This is a genomic window from Variovorax atrisoli (assembly GCF_014195185.1).
GTDB lineage: Bacteria > Pseudomonadota > Gammaproteobacteria > Burkholderiales > Burkholderiaceae_C > Variovorax > Variovorax atrisoli.
The window spans coordinates 883895-898514 of sequence record NZ_JACIBG010000001.1 but is presented as its reverse complement, the minus strand read 5'-3'; the positions used below and the strand labels follow the sequence as shown (position 1 = coordinate 898514).

At 69.0% G+C, this 14620-nt stretch carries 15 protein-coding genes; 3 read left to right on the top strand and 12 right to left on the bottom strand.

The window, feature by feature from the left end:
- Window positions 1–51: 51 nt before the first annotated feature.
- The 11 genes from FHY06_RS04265 to FHY06_RS04215 form a co-directional block, all read right to left on the bottom strand.
- Window positions 52–525, bottom strand: coding sequence for a hypothetical protein (locus FHY06_RS04265; protein ID WP_184603552.1), 474 nt, complete (start codon window positions 523–525; stop codon window positions 52–54).
- A 22-nt stretch (window positions 526–547) separates the two neighbouring features.
- Entirely contained in the window at window positions 548–1021 is a 474-nt protein-coding gene (locus FHY06_RS04260; protein ID WP_184603550.1) for a hypothetical protein, read from the bottom strand.
- Window positions 1021–1944: an ABC transporter permease gene (locus FHY06_RS04255; protein ID WP_019652487.1), complete on the bottom strand. Its 924-nt coding sequence runs from the start codon at window positions 1942–1944 to the stop codon at window positions 1021–1023. Before FHY06_RS04255 ends, FHY06_RS04260 begins: the two co-directional genes overlap by 1 nt.
- A 133-nt stretch (window positions 1945–2077) precedes the next feature.
- Window positions 2078–3142, bottom strand: a complete 1065-nt coding sequence (locus FHY06_RS04250; protein ID WP_184604115.1) for an ABC transporter permease — start codon at window positions 3140–3142, stop codon at window positions 2078–2080.
- Window positions 3142–4749, bottom strand: a complete 1608-nt coding sequence (locus tag FHY06_RS04245; RefSeq protein ID WP_184603548.1) for an ABC transporter ATP-binding protein — start codon at window positions 4747–4749, stop codon at window positions 3142–3144. Before FHY06_RS04245 ends, FHY06_RS04250 begins: the two co-directional genes overlap by 1 nt.
- Window positions 4746–5489, bottom strand: a complete 744-nt coding sequence (locus FHY06_RS04240) for an alpha/beta fold hydrolase (protein ID WP_184603546.1) — start codon at window positions 5487–5489, stop codon at window positions 4746–4748. Before FHY06_RS04240 ends, FHY06_RS04245 begins: the two co-directional genes overlap by 4 nt.
- A complete protein-coding gene (locus FHY06_RS04235) occupies window positions 5486–6424 on the bottom strand; it encodes a 5'-methylthioadenosine/S-adenosylhomocysteine nucleosidase (protein ID WP_126181931.1) in 939 nt (312 codons plus the stop codon). Before FHY06_RS04235 ends, FHY06_RS04240 begins: the two co-directional genes overlap by 4 nt.
- 101 nt (window positions 6425–6525) lie before the next feature.
- Complete coding sequence (locus FHY06_RS04230; RefSeq protein ID WP_132751100.1) at window positions 6526–7530, bottom strand: BMP family protein; 1005 nt, start codon at window positions 7528–7530, stop codon at window positions 6526–6528.
- 198 nt (window positions 7531–7728) lie between these two features.
- Window positions 7729–8361, bottom strand: coding sequence for a uracil phosphoribosyltransferase (upp, locus tag FHY06_RS04225; RefSeq protein WP_019652493.1), 633 nt, complete (start codon window positions 8359–8361; stop codon window positions 7729–7731).
- Between the two features lie 45 nt (window positions 8362–8406).
- Window positions 8407–9834: a URC4/urg3 family protein gene (locus tag FHY06_RS04220; RefSeq protein WP_184603544.1), complete on the bottom strand. Its 1428-nt coding sequence runs from the start codon at window positions 9832–9834 to the stop codon at window positions 8407–8409.
- Window positions 9831–11150 (bottom strand): GTP cyclohydrolase II, encoded by a 1320-nt coding sequence (locus FHY06_RS04215; protein WP_184603542.1) that lies wholly within the window; start codon window positions 11148–11150, stop codon window positions 9831–9833. The genes FHY06_RS04220 and FHY06_RS04215 overlap by 4 nt, the downstream gene beginning before the upstream one ends.
- Before the next feature lie 154 nt (window positions 11151–11304).
- Here FHY06_RS04215 and FHY06_RS04210 point away from each other — a divergent pair, with 154 nt between their 5' ends.
- From FHY06_RS04210 to FHY06_RS04200, 3 genes are all read left to right on the top strand, one after another.
- Window positions 11305–11613 (top strand): hypothetical protein, encoded by a 309-nt coding sequence (locus tag FHY06_RS04210; protein ID WP_184603540.1) that lies wholly within the window; start codon window positions 11305–11307, stop codon window positions 11611–11613.
- 73 nt (window positions 11614–11686) lie between these two features.
- Window positions 11687–12277 (top strand): sigma-70 family RNA polymerase sigma factor, encoded by a 591-nt coding sequence (locus FHY06_RS04205; protein WP_019652497.1) that lies wholly within the window; start codon window positions 11687–11689, stop codon window positions 12275–12277.
- Complete coding sequence (locus FHY06_RS04200) at window positions 12274–12921, top strand: NrsF family protein (protein WP_184603538.1); 648 nt, start codon at window positions 12274–12276, stop codon at window positions 12919–12921. Before FHY06_RS04205 ends, FHY06_RS04200 begins: the two co-directional genes overlap by 4 nt.
- Before the next feature lie 25 nt (window positions 12922–12946).
- Here FHY06_RS04200 and FHY06_RS04195 read toward each other — a convergent pair whose 3' ends face one another.
- The gene (locus tag FHY06_RS04195; protein ID WP_184603535.1) at window positions 12947–14467 is read right to left on the bottom strand and encodes a helicase HerA-like domain-containing protein; all 1521 of its coding nucleotides are present in this window, start codon (window positions 14465–14467) and stop codon (window positions 12947–12949) included.
- Window positions 14468–14620: the final 153 nt, after the last annotated feature.

Sequence of the window (14620 nt, the reverse complement as noted above, 5' to 3'; positions counted from 1 at the left end):
TGGCGGCCTTTGCGTGTTCTGTGGTCCATCGGGTCAGCGGGATTGTCCCGCTCACTGCGGCGAGGGCTGGTGCCGATGGGCCCAGCGGTTGTTCAGGTTGTGGAGGTAGATATACACGTAGTCGCTGCGGTCGCGGGCGACGCCGATGCTGCCCCAGTGGAATCCGGCCGGGCTGCGGGCAACGCCCATGGTGGCCAGCCAGCGCTCGTGGAAGCGATGGCGCTGGTCGACGCTGCCGTAGAAGTCGGCGTCTTCCAGCTTGCGAAGGGCGGGGGTCGTGAGCGTGAGGAAGCAGCTCACGAGCAGTTCTTTCTCGAAACGCAGCTGGAGCTGCACCGTCATGTCGCCCGAGGTTGCCGCTGCCCGGGCGAATACGCAATCCACGAGCTGTCCCTCGACATGGGCGGTTTCGGCTCTTTTCGTGAAGTGGGCGGGCAGGTCGTCCGCAAGGGTGTCGATGTCGACGATGATCCCGGCCGCCGACAGCCGCCCGCTTGTCGTGTCCAGATGCAGCACCTTATCCATTCGGCTGTCCGCCTCGGCCGCTTCAGCGCGAGTTCTGCGCCCGGTACCGGTATTGCCCCGGCGCAGGCCCGACCTCGATGGTCACGCGGCGCAGCTTCTCGTCGTGTCCCGAGTCGGTCTTGGCGGTGACGACGATGCCGCGCGGCGTGGCGCGGCAGGTGAGGTCGGACAGCGAAATCTCTGCATGGTCGTTGTCGAGTTCGGCGATGGCGACCGTGTGCTCCGCGCGCAGGCTGCCGTTGGCGTCGCGGCTCATCCACTGCACGTAGAGGAACGACTGGGCGTACTGCTCGGCGTGCACCACGCGGTAGGTGCCCTGGTGGTCCTTGCCCCAGGTGCCGCACATCTGCACCCAGGTCACGGCGTCGGCCGTGCTGAAGGCCTCGTAGCCGTAGTTCATGCCGAGTGCGCGAGCGCCGTTGCCGCCCATGGTCAGCAGAGCCAGCAGCGCCGCGAGCAGGGCGCCTCGCGCGGCGGCGGCGGTCCTCGTGGTCATCAGCGTTCCCCCTTGCGGTACGGTTTCATCAACGCCTGCGGGTAGCTTGCCTTGCGCGCCACCAGCACCAGCGCCAGGATCGACAGCAGGTAGGGCAGCATCAGGTAGATCTGGTAGGGCAGCACGGCGTCGCCCGATTGTTGCAGCCGCAGCTGAAGCGCATCGAAGAAGGCGAACAGCAGCGCGCCCAGCAGGGCCTTGCCCGGCCGCCACGAGGCGAACACCACCAGCGCCACGCAGATCCAGCCGCGTCCGTTCACCATGTTGAAGAAGAAGGCGTTGAAGGCCGACAGCGTGAGAAAGGAGCCCGCCATGCCCATCAGCGCCGAGCCCGCGACGATGGCGCCGGTGCGCGTGGCGGCGACCGACACGCCCTGGCTCTCGGCGGCCTGCGGGTTCTCGCCGGCCATGCGCAGCGCGAGGCCCAGCGGCGTGCGGTACAGCACCCAGCCCACCGCCGGCACCAGCAGCAGCGCGAACAGGGTGAGCGCGGTCTGCGCACCCAGGATGGGAATGGGCAGCCAGTCCATCGGTGCGAAGGGCGTGATGGTGGGCGGCGTGTTCACCTTCGGAAAGCTCACGCGATAGCCGAAGTAGCTCAGCGCGGTCGCCAGCAGGGTGATGCCCAGCCCCGAGACGTGCTGCGAAAGCGCCAGCCCGACGGTCAGGAAGGCATGCAGCAGCCCGAACACCATGCCCGCGAGCGCGGCCACCCCCACGCCCACCCACAGCGGCGCACCGGCATAGACCGCGAGCCAGCCCGTGAAGGCGCCTGCGACCATGATCCCCTCGATGCCGAGGTTGAGCACGCCCGCGCGCTCGCACAGCAGCACGCCGAGCGTGCCCAGGATGAGCGGCGTGGCGATGCGCAGCACCGCGACCCAGAAGGCGGCGTTGGAAAGAATGTCCAGGAGGTCGGTCATTGCGTATTTCTCCCTCGTCTTCCGGGGGAGGGCCGGGGTGGGGGCAAGCGGCGCTCGATGGGGACTCCGATGCCCCCATCCCAGCCTTCCCCCAGCGGGGGAAGGAGCAAGGCAGAAGATGCGAAGGCTGCCGTCATTTCGTCATCCTCACCCGGTACTGCGTGAGCAGCGTCGCCACCAGCACCGCGATCAGCGAGGCCGCGACGATCACGTCGGCGATGTAGGTCGGCACGCCCACCGCACGGCTCATGGTGTCGGCGCCCACGAGCACGCCGGCCACGAACACCGCGGCGGCGATCACGCCCAGCGGATGCAGCCCCGCCAGCATCGCGATCACGATGCCGGTGTAGCCGTAGCCCGGCGACATGTCGAGCGTGACGTAGCTGGTGCGGCCCGCCACCTCGATGGCGCCCGCCAGCCCGGCCAGCGCGCCCGAGAGCAGCGCCACCATCACCACCGTGCGCGTCACCGGCACGCCCGCGAAGGCGGCGGCGCGTGCGTTCGCGCCCACGGCGCGGATGTCGAAGCCCAGCACCGTGTACTTGAAGATCGCCCACACCATCACCGCCAGCGACACCGCCCAGAGCAAGCCGGTATGAACCCGCGTCTGCGCGACGAGCTTGCCCAGTTCGAGGTCGGACTGCAGCGACACGCTCTGCGGCCAGCCCATGGCCGTCGGGTCCTTCATCGGCCCGTCGAGCAGCGCAGACACGCCCAGCAGCACGATGAAGTTGATCAGCAGCGTGGTGACGACCTCGTCCACGCCCAGCCGGTTCTTCATGAGCGCCGGACCCAGCAGCATCAGCGCGCCGGCAATGGCGGCTGCCAGCATCATCAGCGGGAAGAGCAGCCACGGCGACAGCTCGAAGCCGGTGCCGCCATGCATGCCGCCCACTGCCACGGCAGCCAGCGCGCCGGCGTAGAGCTGGCCTTCCGCACCGATGTTGAAGAGCCGCGCCTTGAAGGCGACGGTGGCAGCCAGCCCGGTGAGGATCAGCGGGATCGCCCGCGTGAGCGTCTCGCTCCACGCGAACACCGATCCGAAGCCGCCTTGCAGCAGCAGCGCATAGGTGCGGCCGATCGGCGCGCCGGCCCAAAGCACCAGCAGCGCGCTGATCACCATCGTGAACACGATCGCGCCGATAGGGGCGAGCACCAGCGCCATGCGCGAGGTCTCGTGGCGTCGTTCGAGCCGCATCATGACGAAGCTCCCTTGGCGTGGGATGCCGACGTCGCGCCGGCCATGGCCAGCCCGATGGCCTCGCGCGTCCATGCCGCGGCAGGGCGCGCTTCGCCCAGGCGGCCGCCGTGCATCACGGCCACGCGGTCGCCCAGCGCGAGCACTTCGTCGAGGTCGTCGGAAATCACCAGCACGGCTGCCCCCGCGTCGCGGGCGGCGATCAGCTGCTGCTGCACATAGGCGACGGCGCCGATGTCCAGGCCCCAGGTGGGCTGGTGCGCGATGATCAGGCGCGGGGCTCGGTTGGGGTGCTTCCTGTCGGCCTTGTCCTGGCTGGAGTAGGACTCGGGTTGTTCGGGCGCCAGCAGGGCGCGTCCAAGAATCAGTTTCTGCATGTTCCCGCCCGAGAGCGAGCGAGCCGGCGCCATCAGGCCGGCTCCGCGCACGTCGAACGCCTTTTCGATGCGCCGGGCGTGGAGTCTGGCGGCGGCGCGCTTCACGATCCACGACCAGCGCGAGAACACGGGGCTTCGCAGCCGCTCCGACACCGCGTTCTCCCACACCGGCAAGTCGCCGACCACGCCGACCGCGTGCCGGTCCTCCGGAATGCGCGCGACGCCGCGCTGCACCAGCCGGGCCGGCGAGGGCGGCAGCGCGCGGCCCATGAGCTGCGCCGTGCCCGAGGTCGCGCGGCGCGTGCCGCACAGCAGCTCGGCCAGCGCGACCTGCCCGTTGCCCGAGACGCCGGCGATGGCCGTGATCTCGCCCGCGCGCAGCGTCAGCGACACCTCGCGCAGCCGGTCGCGCCCGTCGCCCTTGGCGGAGGCCGCGGTGCTCACGTGGTCGAGCACGCAGACGGCGTCGCCCACCGACTTCGCGGGCCGGCGCTTCGGCGCCTCCACCGCATGCCCGACCATCCAGAGCGCGAGCTGCGCCTGCGTGGTGTCGGCCGTGCGGGCCTCGGCCACCAGCTTGCCGCCGCGCAGCACGGCGATGCGGTGCGACACGCGCAGTACCTCGTCGAGCTTGTGGCTGATGAAGATCACCGACAGCCCCTGCGCCACCATCTGGGAGAGCGTGGCGAAGAGCGCCTCGCTCTCCTGCGGCGTGAGCACGGCGGTCGGCTCGTCGAGGATGAGGATGCGCGCGCCGCGGTACAGCGCCTTCAGGATCTCCACGCGCTGGCGTTCTCCGACCGAGAGGCTGCCGACGAGCGCATCGGGCTGCACCGGCAGGCCGAAGCGCCGCGCCACATCGAGCAGCCGCTCGCGCGCGGCTGCGCGGCGCGACACCGGGCGCCAAAGCGGTTCGGTGCCCATCATCACGTTGTCGAGCACGCTGAGGTTGTCGGCCAGCGTGAAGTGCTGGTGCACCATGCCGACGCCCGCGGCGAGCGCCGCCTTGGGGTTGCCCGGCGGCAGCGGCGAGCCGAAGACTTCGATGCTGCCTTCGTCGGCGACATAGTGGCCGAACAGGATCGACATCAGCGTCGACTTTCCGGCACCGTTCTCGCCGAGCAGCGCGAGCACCTCGCCTGCGTGCAGGTCCAGGGAAATGGCGTCATTGGCCACCAGCGCGCCGAAGCGTTTGGTGATGCCGCCGAGCCGAAGCACAAGAGGGTTCATGGGATGGCGGGCTCGGAACTGCCGAGCTCGCGGCAAAAGTTGTCGATGGCATTGGCGGCGGCGATGGGCGCGGCCTGCAGCAATCCGTGCGGGCCTTCCAGCCGGACGATGCGAAGGCCCGGCAGCGCACGCTGGATGGTACGGGCGGCCTGGTCGGGAACGATGCGGTCGTCCATGGCCTGAAGGTACATCGCGGGCACGCGCACCTGCGCAAGCTTGTCGACCACGTTCACGCGCTGCACTTCCTTCATGCGGCGCGTCATGACGGCGGTCGACACCTGCCGCAGCGAACCCTGCAGCAGGGCCGCGAGGCGCGGCGTGGCGAAGCGGCCCAGCAGCATGCGCCGCATCGGTCCGCGCATCGGGCCGGAGTGCAGGAACTTCATCGACAGCTCGAGCAGGCCGCCGCGCAGCAGCGCCAGCCCCGGTGCAGGACGGCGGGCAAAGCTGCAGCACAGGATCAGGCCGCGCAGCCCCGGCGGCGGAGACGCCGCGATGGAGATGGCCAGCGGTCCCGAGAAGGATTCGCCCAGAAGAACGAAGGGCTGGCCGGCAGGCAACTGCCCGCGCACCAGCCGTTCGAGCTCGTCATAGCCCAGCGGCTCGGTACCGGGGTAGCGCACGACGTCGATGGCGTCTCGTCGTTCCATGGCCTGGGCCAGGGGCTCGAAGAGCTCGCCGGTGCCGTCCATGCCCGGAAGCAGAACGAGTCGGATGAAGCCGGCGGGCGCCGCCGTCACTTCCAGGCGGCCAGGAAGGCCAGCATGACCTTGGCGGAGTTGTCCGCCGCGATGCCCATGAAGGTGCCCATTTCGTTCTCGCCGTCGCCGCCGCCCGCGAGGTCGCTGAGCGAGCGGAAGGCGATGAAGGGCACGCCGTTGCTGTAGGCGACCATGCCCACGGCCGCGGTCTCCATGTCGAGCACGTTGGCCTGGAAGGTCTTGTAGGTGTATTCGCGGTAGGCCTTGTTGTCCATGAAGGCCTGGCCCGAGACGCCGTTGCCGCCCACCACCAGCTGCGGCTTGCGCGGCAGGCACTTGCCGGCGCTGCAGTTGGCCAGGTCGACGTTGCGGATGCTGCGGGCCACCTCGAGCATCTTCGGGTCGGCCTCGAACCAGAACTTGCGGTGGATCTCCGGCCGCGCCGCCGAACGCACCTCGACCGGGCGCGGGAACATCATCCCGAAGTTGGGCAGCGTCGCGTCGGTGATGAAGGGCGGGGCGGTGTACTTGCCGGGCGAGGTCTCGCGCGCCATCAGCACTTCGAGGTACTGGCCCCACTGCGCCGGCACGGTGACGTCGCCCACGTGCAGCGACGGGTTCACGCCGCCTGCGATGCCGCTGAAGACGATGTTGGTCACGCGGAAGCGGTTGAGCGCCAGCTGCGTGTTCATCGTCGCGTTGGTCATGCTGATGCCGGAGAGGAACAGCACGACTGGCTTGCCTTCGAGCGTGCCGGTGGTGAATTCCACGCCATTGACGCTGTGCTTCACCGGACCCTGCAGCCGCGTGAGCAGCAGCTTCAGCTCGGGCTCGAAGGCCGACAGCACCGCGATGCGCGGCGTGTCGTCGAGCCGCGTGCTGCTGTTGATGGCGACGGCGCCGCCCTTGTAGACACCCACGCAGCCGGTCAGCGAGAGCCCGATTGCTGCGGCAGCAAGAACATTCCCGGCCATTCGGGGAACACCGCGGAACCGGCTCTGCCGGGCCGCAGGTGTTGCCCCCTGCAAGGGGGTGGGCGTAGCGGCACGAGGTGCGCGGGGCCTGGGGGTGTGTTTCATCGTGCCGTCGACTTGGGCTGGGAGTCGTCGACCTTCACCGTGAACTTGCCCGAGAGAATGTCGGCCTGCTTGGCCTTCACCTTCGCGACGATGTCGGCCGGGACCTTCTTCTCGAAGGTGCCCAGCGGCGAGAGCTCGGAGCCCTTGTACTTCATCTGCGCGTAGATGCCGTAGTCCTCTGCGGCGAACTTGCCTTCCTTCACGAGCTTGATCGCGCGGTCGGCCGCCGGCTCGAAGTTCCACAGGGCCGAGGCCACCACCGTGTCGGGGTACTGGCTCTGCGTGTCGATCACGTTGCCGATGGCGAGCTTGCCCTTTTCCTTGGCGGCATCGGAAACGCCGAAGCGCTCCGCGTACATCACGTCGGCGCCCTTGTCGATCATGGCGAAAGCCGCTTCCTTGGCCTTCGGCGGGTCGAACCAGCTGTTGATGAAGCTCACGCTGAACTCCACCTTCGGATTCGTTTCCTTCGCGCCGGCCATGAAGGCGTTCATCAGCCGGTTGACCTCGGGAATCGGAAAACCGCCGACCATGCCGATGCGGTTGCTCTTCGTCATGCCGCCGGCCACCATGCCGCTGAGGTAGGCGGGCTCCTGGATGTAGTTGTCGAACACGCTGAAGTTGGGCGCCTGGGGCTTGAGCGAGGAGCCCATCAGGAAGGCCACCTTCGGAAAGTCCTTCGCCACCTTGCGCGCCGCCGCCTCCACCCCGAACACCTCGCCCAGGATCAGCTGGTTGCCGGCCGTGGCGTACTCGCGCATCACGCGTTCGTAGTCGGCGTTGCTCACGTTCTCGGTGGCCTTGTACTCGATCTCCCCGCGCGCCTCGGCCGCCTTCAGCGCCTTGTGGATGCGGCCCACCCATTGCTGCTCGAACGGCACGGTGTAGACCGCCGCCACCTTCAGCTTGGCCTGAGCGAGCGCAAGGCCCGGGGCGCCCACCGCAGCGAGCGCTGCGGCAACGGCGACGGAACGGATGATCAATTGACGACGTGCGGTCACGGTACTTCTCCTCGATTCGATTGGTGATGAAAGAACTAGCGCTGCAATCCTCGTGCCCGACTACAGGGAGCGGCGCCAACTCCGCCGCGGCCCATTCCAGGAACACCGAGGATCCGGCTCCGCCGGTCCTCAGGTGTTGCCCCCCGGTAGGGGGGTGGGCGAAGCGACACGAAGTGCGCGCAGCCTGGGGGGCGAGCCTCACTTCGTCCCGAAGATCCGGTCGCCCGCGTCGCCCAGGCCCGGAAGGATGTACCCGTGGCTGTTGAGCTCCCGGTCGATCGCCGCGGTGTAGATCGCCACGTCAGGGTGCGCCTTCTGCATGGTCGAGACACCCTCGGGGCAGGTCAGCAGGCAGACGAATTTGATCGACTTGGGGTTGAGTTCCTTCAGGCGCTCGACCGCGGCCACGGCCGAGTTGCCGGTGGCCAGCATCGGGTCGACCACAATCACGTCGCGGTTCTCCATCTCGCCGGGCATCTTGAAGTAGTACTCGACGGCCGTCAGCGTCTTGGGGTCGCGGTACAGGCCGATGTGGCCCACGCGCGCGCCGGGCACCACGGTGAGCATGCCGTCCAGGATGCCGGTGCCGGCCCGCAGGATGGACACCAGCACCAGCTTCTTGCCGTCGATGACCTTGGCCTGCATGGTCTCCAGCGGCGTTTCCACCTCGATGTCCTGCATCGGCATGTCGCGCGTGACCTCATAGGCCATCAGCATGCTGATTTCGTTGAGGAGCCGGCGGAAGCTGTTGGTGGAGGCGTCCTTGCGGCGCATCAGCGTGAGCTTGTGCTGGATGAGGGGGTGGTCGAGGAGGTGGACGTTGCTGCTCATCGGAATTTTTTGTGGCGTTGCTGGAAGACAGGGGAACCCTGGAGTCTAAAAGACGGTGCCGTCGCTCTCGATCAGCAGAGGCGGAGCGCCGTCGCGCAGGCGCTGTGCCAGGGCGCGGCCCGCCGCCCAGGTGCCGCCTTCGAGCACGCAGGCCAGCGGAAGCTCCTCCTCGGTGCGGTCGAGCACCTTGCGCACGCGCGGCGCGATCTCGTCGAGCAGCGCCACCGTGAGCGCGCGCCATTCGACGATGAATTCGTCGCTCACCTTCCACTGGCGGGTGAGGAAGGCCGGGTCCTTCGGCACGATCACGCCACTGTCGATCAGCAGGCCGCCGTTGCGGTATTCGGGCAGTGCGGTGAGCGCGTCGAGCTGGCGCACCTTCACGCCGGCCCATTCGAAGGGTTCGAGCAGCGAGTAGGTGAGCCACTGCGAGAGCTTGTGGAAGGGCATCCAGCCGTTGGTGAGGCCGGGGCCGCGCACGGCGCTGTGGCGCCAGCAGTCGCCGAGCGCCAGCGCGGGGTCGCCCGAGCCGATGCCGCCGGGGCTGTCGCTTCCGTCGGCGGCGATGCTGTCGACCGCGTTGGCCGCCGGCCAGATGCGCGAGAGCGTCTCCAGCAGCAACGACAGGATCTGGTGCGCCGTGACCTCGGCAGTGGGCGGCGCGGCCGGGCCGTACGGGCCGACAAGCGCGTCGAACAGCCCGCCGGGCCGGCCGTCGTCGCCGAAGGTCTCGGGCTGCTCGCTCATGGCCTCGCCGAGCCGGCGCAGCAGCGTGGCGCGGCCGGCGAGGCCGACCAGCGGATTGACTTCGCTCACCTGGAAGGCGTCGCCGAGGCGGTCGGCGACCAGGCCGCGCAGGCCGGCCGCGTCGACCTGGCAGGGGCGGTCGGGGTTGGACGAGAAAAGCCCGCTGGTGAACGCATGGAAGCTCGCCACGCCCAGCCCCTCCGAGCGTGTGAAGCGCTGGCCCGTGGCCGATTCGGAGTAGTGCCAGCCGGCTCCGGCGCCGGCGTCGAGCAGCACGCTCACCAGCACCAGGTCGATGTGGGCGCGGGCGCGCTGGCGTGCGTCGACCTTGCCGAGCAGCTTGTCGAGCTCCTCGACCCGCTTCACGCCGCCGGCCTCGAAATGGCGCCAGCGGCTGTGGTACGGGATGGTGTCCCACGGGTAGCGCTCGCGCGTGACCTCGGCCACGGTGCGCGCCGCGTCTTCGAGCGCGTCGTCGCCGCCGATGCGAAACCACTGCGACTCGCCGCGCCGTGCGCGAGAGAGCAGGGCGTTGGCGCGCTCGCGGATGGCCGCGGTGGTGCGCAGCAGCGTGGCCGCGCCTGCCGGGTGTGCGGTGTCGGCAGTGAATTCGATGGAGGGGTCGACTTCGCCCGCGCCGCCGGGCGGCAGGCTGCCCGAGCCGTCGACGGGCAGGTTCGGGTCGTCGCCGTTCCGGGTGGGGTTGACGGGAGTGTTGCTGTTCATTCGCTGAGTCCTCGGCCCTTGGCCTTCTTCAGTTCCTCCGCGTCCGGCACCGGGCCCGGCGTGAAGTAGCCGGCCGCCATCTTGGCGTCCATCTCGACGCGGGCGTCCGCGGGGATCAATTCATCGGGGATGTTCACGCGCTCGCCGATCTCGATGCCCGAGCCAGTGATCGCGTCGAATTTCAGGTTGCTCATCGACACGAGCCGATGGATCTTCTTGATGCCGAGCCAGTGGAATACGTCGGGCATCAGCTCCTGGAAACGCATGTCCTGCACGCCGGCCACGCACTCGGTGCGCGCGAAGTACTGGTCGGCCGTGTCGCCGCCCACCTGGCGCTTGCGTGCGTTGTAGACGAGGAACTTGGTCACCTCGCCCAGTGCGCGGCCTTCCTTGCGCGAATAGGCGATGAGTCCGACGCCGCCGCGCTGCGCGCCCTGGATGCATTCCTCGATGGCGTGCGTGAGATAGGGGCGGCAGGTGCAGATGTCGGAGCCGAACACGTCCGAGCCGTTGCACTCGTCGTGGATGCGCGCGGTGAGCTCGACCTCGGGGTTGGCGAGGTCGCGCGGGTTGCCGAAGATGTAGAGGGTCTGCCCGCCGATGGGCGGCAGGAACACTTCGAGGTCGGAGCGCGTGACCAGCTCGGGATACATGCCGCCGGTCTCCTCGAAGAGCGTGCGGCGCAGGTCGGTCTCGGAGCAGCCGAATCTGCGCGCCACCTCGGGCAGGTACCACACGGGTTCGATCGCGGCCTTGGTCACCATCGCGGCGCCGCCGGCGGTGAGGAACCTGCCGTCGGCCTTGAGGCGGCCTTTCTGAAGCGCCTCGATCACCTCGGGCAGGATCACGTGGGCCTTGGTGATCGCGATGGTCGGACGGATGTCGTAGCCCGCCGCCATCTCGGTGGCGAACACCTCCGCCACCTGCGCGCCCCACGGGTCGAGCGAGACGATGCGCCCCGGCTCGCTCCATTGAGGATAGGGCCCGATCGCGTCGGTGGGCGCGGTGTTGGTGAGGTCGGCCTTGTGCTCGCGCTTGAGCGCGCCGGCCGCCACCGCGAGCGCGCGGTAGACGCTGTAGGAGCCGCTGTGGGTGCCGATCACGTTGCGGTGGGCACGCTTGGTGGTGGTGCCGACCACCGGTCCGCGTTCGGCCGCGGTGGCGGCGCCCCATCGGATGGGCAGGGCGCCGAAGCCGCCGGCGTGCGAGGTCAGCCGGATGTGGCCGGTCGACGGCGAGGGATGGAGCGGGGGGAGGGGCGCGGCGCCGGTGGCACCGCCGGGAGCGGAAGGGATCGTTGTGCTGTCAGCAGACATTGGTGGCCCTCAAAAAATGCAATGTACCGATCACGCGTGCGGCTTGCAAGCAACGCGCCACGGGCGCACCCGGTGTCCTGCGGGCATGGCCGTGCCGATGGGGAACAATGCGCGGGAACGGACGGATGGACCGGACGCGATGGAGGAAAGAACGATGCGTGTGCTTGCCTGTGCATTTCTCGCCCTGGGCCTGCTTGGCCTGAGCGCCTGCGACAAGGCCAGGGAGGGTTTCTCCGAAGGCTTCGACTCCGCCTTCAGGACCAGCTTCCGCGAGAGCTTCGTCGGCAGCTGTGTCAAGAGCGCGGGCGAGCACGGGAACAAGTCGCAGGAAGAGCTGAAGAAGCTGTGCACCTGCGCGGCCGACGGCCTCATGAAGGACACCCCCGTGGCCGACCTGCAGGACCTGGAGAAGATCAGGACGCGGACCGGCCCGATCATCCAGCAGTGCCTGCAGCAGCCCTGACGCCATGCCGGCGCCCTCGGGCCCGGCACAATGCGTCGGAACTTTTTCGACAAGGCTGTAACCAGCCAGCCCGATGGAACGAAACACTGTAGGCAGCAGGAAGAATCCCGGCGACGTGGAAGCGGCGCTGCGCGGCCTGTTCCTCCGCGGCCTCGACGGCGACGCGAAGGCCTACCGCGACTTCCTGCAGCAGCTCGCCGCGCACCTGCGCGCCTTTCTGGGCAAGCGCCTTTTCGGCTGGCCCGATGAAGTGGAAGACCTCGTCCAGGAATGCCTGCTCGCCATGCACAACCAGCGCCACACCTACCAGAGCGACCAGCCGCTGACGGCCTGGGTGCATGCCATCGCGCGCTACAAGATGATCGACCTGCTGCGCGCCAAGTCGGCCCGTGAAGACCTGCATGAACCGCTGGACGACGAGCTCGCCGTTTTCGCCGAATCCGCCGAGGAGGCCAGCGACGCGAAGCGCGACCTGGGCGGCCTGCTCGAGACGCTGCCCGAGCGGCAGCGCCTGCCCATCGTGCACGTCAAGATCGAGGGCCGCTCGGTGGCCGAGACCGCGAGCCTGACCGGCATGTCGGAGTCGGCCGTGAAGGTCGGCATCCACCGCGGGCTGAAGGCGCTGGCCGCCCGCTTCGGCAACGGCTGGGGGGCCGCGGCATGAAGACCGACGACCTGGTCTCGATGCTGGCCACCGGCGACGTGGCCGTGCCGCTTCGCCGGCGTCGCGCCAGCTCGCGCATGTGGCTGGCGTTGCTGGTGGGGCTGCCGTTCTCGCTCGCGATCCTGTTCACCGGTTACGGCGTGCGGCACGACATCGTGCAGGCCATGTTCTGGCCGATGTTCTGGGTCAAGGTGCTGTTTCCGCTGTGCATCGCCGCGGCCGGCTTCGTGGCGGCGGAACGGCTGGCGCGGCCGGGCGTGAAGCCCCGGAATGTGTGGATGGGCGCCGTGCTGCCGGTGCTCGGGGTCTGGATGCTGGCGGCGATCGCCTGGTTCACGATGCCGGGCGAGGCGCGCATGCCCGCGCTGATGGGGCAGTCGTGGCGCATCTGCGCGGTGAGCATCGGGCTGATGGCGCTCCCGGTGTTCGCGGCTGCGCTCGTCGCGCTCAGAGGCATGGCGCCCACGCGGCCCGCACTGGCGGGCGCGGCGGCCGGTGCGCTGGCCGGCGGCGTGGGGGCCTCGGTCTATGCGCTGCACTGCATGGAGTTGACCGCTCCCTTCCTCGCCGTCTGGTACGTGAGCGGGATCGCGGTGCCGGTGTTGGCCGGGGCGCTGCTCGGGCCTCGGTTGCTGCGCTGGTAGGTAGGCAGGCGAGGCCCCTGGAGCTTCAGCGCTTCTTGCCGCCGAAGATCCCGCCGAGCACGCCGCGCAGGATCTCCTTGCCCACCGAGGTGCCCATGGTCCGCACCGCCGACTTGGCCATGGTCTGCACCAGGCCGTCGTGCTTGGCGCCGCGCGGACCGGTGGTGCCGAAGAGCATGTCGTTGAGCATGCTGCCCATGCCGGAGCCCGACGATTCCTCTGTGCCCTTGGCGGAGCCCGGTGCAGCGGGGGCAGGCGCGCCGGGCGCGCTTTCGGCGCGGCCCTTGAGCTTCTCGTAGGCCGATTCGCGGTCGACCGACTTCTCGTAGACGCCGGCGACCAGCGAGCCGGCGATCAGCGCCTTGCGCTGCTCTGGCGTGATCGGGCCGAGCTGGCTGGCCGGCGGCAGCACGAACACGCGCTCGGTCACGCTCGGGCGGCCCTTCTCGTCGAGCAGGCTCACCAGCGCCTCGCCGACCGCGAGTTCGGTGATGGCGGTCTCGATGTCCAGCCCGGGCTTCTGGCGCATGGTGCTGGCGGCCGCCTTCACGGCCTTCTGGTCGCGCGGGGTGAAGGCCCGCAGCGCGTGCTGCACGCGGTTGCCGAGCTGGGCCAGCACCGTGTCGGGAATGTCCAGCGGGTTCTGGGTGACGAAGTACACGCCGACGCCCTTGGAGCGCACCAGCCGCACGACCAGCTCGATGCGCTCCACCAGCGCCTTGGGCGCCTCGTTGAACAGCAGGTGGGCCTCGTCGAAGAAGAAGGCCAGCTTGGGTTGCTCGGGGTCGCCGACTTCGGGCAGCTGCTCGAAGAGCTCCGACAACATCCACAGCAGGAAGGTGGCGTACAGGCGCGGCGAGTTCATGAGCTTGTCGGCCGCGAGCACGTTCACCACGCCCTTGCCGCCCACGGTCTGCATGAAGTCGGCGATGTTGAGCATGGGCTCGCCGAAGAACTTGGCGCCGCCCTGGGTCTCGATCTGCAGCAGTCCGCGCTGGATCGCGCCCACGCTGGCGGCGCTGATGTTCCCGTACTGCGTGGTGAACTGGCTGGAGTTCTCGCCCACGTACTGCAGCATCGCGCGCAGGTCCTTCAGGTCGAGCAGCAGCAGGCCGTTGTCGTCGGCGATCTTGAACACGAGGTTCAGCACACCCGCCTGGGTTTCGTTCACGTCGAGCATGCGGCCCAGCAGCAGGGGGCCCATGTCGGAGATGGTGGCGCGCACCGGATGGCCCTGTTCGCCGAAGACGTCCCACAGCGTGACGGGGCAGGCCGCGGGCTCGGGCAGATCGATGCCGCGTTCCTTCAGGGTGGCGGCCAGCTTGTCGCCGATATTGCCCTTCTGGCTGATGCCGGTCAGGTCGCCCTTGACGTCGGCCATGAACACAGGCACGCCGATCGAGGAGAGCTTCTGCGCGATGGTCTGCAGCGTGACGGTCTTGCCGGTGCCGGTGGCGCCGGTGATGAGGCCGTGGCGGTTGGCCAGGCCGGGCAGGAGGTTGCACTCGATCGTGTCGTGCCGTGCGATCAGAAGGGGGTCGGCCATGGGGCGCTCCGGGTCGTATCGAAGCGGGTAGTCTAGGGTGAATCTGCGCTCGTTCTTCCCTCCGGCACGGCCTGGTCCGGGTGCCGATTCGCCCCGCGGTCCGCACATGCCGTGCAACAAGGTGAAATAAGCAGAAAGAGTACGTACTGCGCC

Bases quoted from the DNA above. Each gene is read 5' to 3' on its own strand.
- FHY06_RS04265 (WP_184603552.1), bottom strand. From the start codon at position 525: ATGGATAAGGTGCTGCATCTGGACACGACAAGCGGGCGGCTGTCGGCG.
- FHY06_RS04260 (WP_184603550.1), bottom strand. From the start codon at position 1,021: ATGACCACGAGGACCGCCGCCGCCGCGCGAGGCGCCCTGCTCGCGGCG.
- FHY06_RS04255 (WP_019652487.1), bottom strand. From the start codon at position 1,944: ATGACCGACCTCCTGGACATTCTTTCCAACGCCGCCTTCTGGGTCGCG.
- FHY06_RS04250 (WP_184604115.1), bottom strand. From the start codon at position 3,142: ATGCGGCTCGAACGACGCCACGAGACCTCGCGCATGGCGCTGGTGCTC.
- FHY06_RS04245 (WP_184603548.1), bottom strand. From the start codon at position 4,749: ATGAACCCTCTTGTGCTTCGGCTCGGCGGCATCACCAAACGCTTCGGC.
- FHY06_RS04235 (WP_126181931.1), bottom strand. From the start codon at position 6,424: ATGGCCGGGAATGTTCTTGCTGCCGCAGCAATCGGGCTCTCGCTGACC.
- upp (WP_019652493.1), bottom strand. From the start codon at position 8,361: ATGAGCAGCAACGTCCACCTCCTCGACCACCCCCTCATCCAGCACAAG.
- FHY06_RS04220 (WP_184603544.1), bottom strand. From the start codon at position 9,834: ATGAACAGCAACACTCCCGTCAACCCCACCCGGAACGGCGACGACCCG.
- FHY06_RS04215 (WP_184603542.1), bottom strand. From the start codon at position 11,150: ATGTCTGCTGACAGCACAACGATCCCTTCCGCTCCCGGCGGTGCCACC.
- FHY06_RS04210 (WP_184603540.1), top strand. From the start codon at position 11,305: ATGCGTGTGCTTGCCTGTGCATTTCTCGCCCTGGGCCTGCTTGGCCTG.
- FHY06_RS04205 (WP_019652497.1), top strand. From the start codon at position 11,687: ATGGAACGAAACACTGTAGGCAGCAGGAAGAATCCCGGCGACGTGGAA.
- FHY06_RS04200 (WP_184603538.1), top strand. From the start codon at position 12,274: ATGAAGACCGACGACCTGGTCTCGATGCTGGCCACCGGCGACGTGGCC.
- FHY06_RS04195 (WP_184603535.1), bottom strand. From the start codon at position 14,467: ATGGCCGACCCCCTTCTGATCGCACGGCACGACACGATCGAGTGCAAC.